The sequence below is a fragment of the Roseisolibacter sp. H3M3-2 genome (assembly GCF_029211165.1).
Classification (GTDB): domain Bacteria; phylum Gemmatimonadota; class Gemmatimonadetes; order Gemmatimonadales; family Gemmatimonadaceae; genus Roseisolibacter.
This window is the reverse complement of sequence record NZ_JARGEK010000622.1, coordinates 1-1,517: the sequence shown is the minus strand read 5'-3', so window position 1 is coordinate 1,517 and position 1,517 is coordinate 1. Positions and strand designations below refer to the sequence as shown.

Genomic DNA, 1,517 nt, shown 5'->3' with positions numbered 1-1,517 from the left:
GGCGGCGCCGGGGCGGGGCCGCGCCGCGCAGCGCGCGCCTCCACCCGCACGTCGAGGTGCTCGTCGGGGACGGTGCCGCGCACCCGCGTCCCGCCGCCGCGCCGCCCCGCCACGTACCCCTCCGCCCGCAGCTGCTCGAACGCCTGCGTCACCGTGTTGCGCGCCACCCCCAGGTCCGCCGCCAGCGTGCGCGTCGACGGCAGCCGCGTCCCCGGCGCCAGCCGCCCGTCGAGGATCGCCGCCCGCACCCCGTCGTAGAGCTGCCGGTGCATTGCCCGCGGCGCCCCGGGGTCGAGCGGGAGGAGGAGCGGGAAGGCGTCGGCGGCGCGACGCCGCGCGGCGGTGGTTGGCTCCATCATGACGGGCGAATTTGGCGCTTGGCCCGGTGCCAAGCCAGGGGCATCCTCCGGGCGTCGCCGCTCCCGCGCCCGACCCGCGCCGCACCCGTCGCCCCGCCCGCATGCGCCCCCGCGACCTGGCCACCCTGTTCCTCCTCGCCGCCCTCTGGGGCGGCTCGTTCCCCTTCATCCGCGTCGCCGCGCCGGCCTTCGGCCCGGTGGTCATGGCCGCCGCCCGCGTCGCCCTCGCCGCACTCGTCCTCTGGCTCGGGATGCGCGCCCTCGGCCAGCGCCCCGGGATCCGCGCGCACGCGCGGGCGCTCCTCGTGCTGGGCGCGCTCAACGCCGCGGTGCCCTTCGCGCTCGTCGCCGCCGCGGAGCTGCGCCTCACCGCCTCGCTGGCCGCGATGCTCAACGCCACCGTGCCGCTGTGGGGCGTCTGGTTCGGCGCCCGCTGGCTCGGCGAGCGCATGACCGCGCGCCGCGCCGGCGGCGTCCTGCTCGGCGTCGCCGGCGTGGGCGTGCTGGTCGGGTGGAGCCCGGTCGCGCTCACCGGCGAGGTGCTGCTGAGCGTCGCCGCCATGCTCGTCGCCACCTGCTGCTACGCCCTCGGCGGCGTGTGGACGCGGCGCCGCCTCGCCGGCGTCCCCGCGCCGACGCTCGCGCTCGGCCAGCAGCTCGGCGCGACCGCCTGCCTCGCGCTCCCCGCGCTCTGGCAGCTCCCGGAGGCGCGCCCGACGCTGCCGGCGACGCTCGCGCTGCTCGCGCTCGCGGTCACCTCGACGGCGTTCGCCTACGTCCTCTTCTTCCGCCTGATCGCGAGCGTCGGCCCGACGCGCACGACGACGGTCACCTACCTCATCCCGCTGTTCGGCACCGCGTGGGGCGCGCTGTTCCTCGGCGAGCCGGTCACGCCGGGGATGGCCGCCGGGCTGGCCTGCATCCTCGGCAGCGTGCTGCTGGTGAACGACGTGCGCGTCGGCGCGCTGGTGCCGCGGCGGTGGCGCCGCGCGACGCCGCCCGCGCCCGCGCCCGCGACGGCACCGGGGGCGTGCGCGGCGCGTTGACGACGCGTTCGAGGACGCGCCGCGGCGGGCGCGGGGGCCCGGGGCGCGCGTAGCTTGGGGCGCCGCCGCGCCCCCTGGCACTCCCGTTGCGCCCCCGGGGCGCCCTGGGCAA

2 protein-coding genes are annotated in these 1,517 nt (G+C 79.6%); one reads left to right on the top strand and one right to left on the bottom strand.

Going from position 1 to position 1,517, the window contains the following annotated elements:
- The coding region (locus PYV61_RS25190; RefSeq protein ID WP_275836635.1) for a winged helix-turn-helix domain-containing protein at window positions 1-356 on the bottom strand (356 nt) is incomplete at its 3' end.
- Window positions 357-460: 104 nt separating this feature from the next.
- On the opposite strand from PYV61_RS25190, the gene PYV61_RS25185 reads away from it, so the two are divergent.
- Window positions 461-1,405: a DMT family transporter gene (locus PYV61_RS25185; protein WP_275836634.1), complete on the top strand. Its 945-nt coding sequence runs from the start codon at window positions 461-463 to the stop codon at window positions 1,403-1,405.
- The last annotated feature ends 112 nt before the right edge of the window (window positions 1,406-1,517 follow it).

Bases quoted from the DNA above. Each gene is read 5' to 3' on its own strand.
- PYV61_RS25185 (WP_275836634.1), top strand. From the start codon at position 461: ATGCGCCCCCGCGACCTGGCCACCCTGTTCCTCCTCGCCGCCCTCTGG.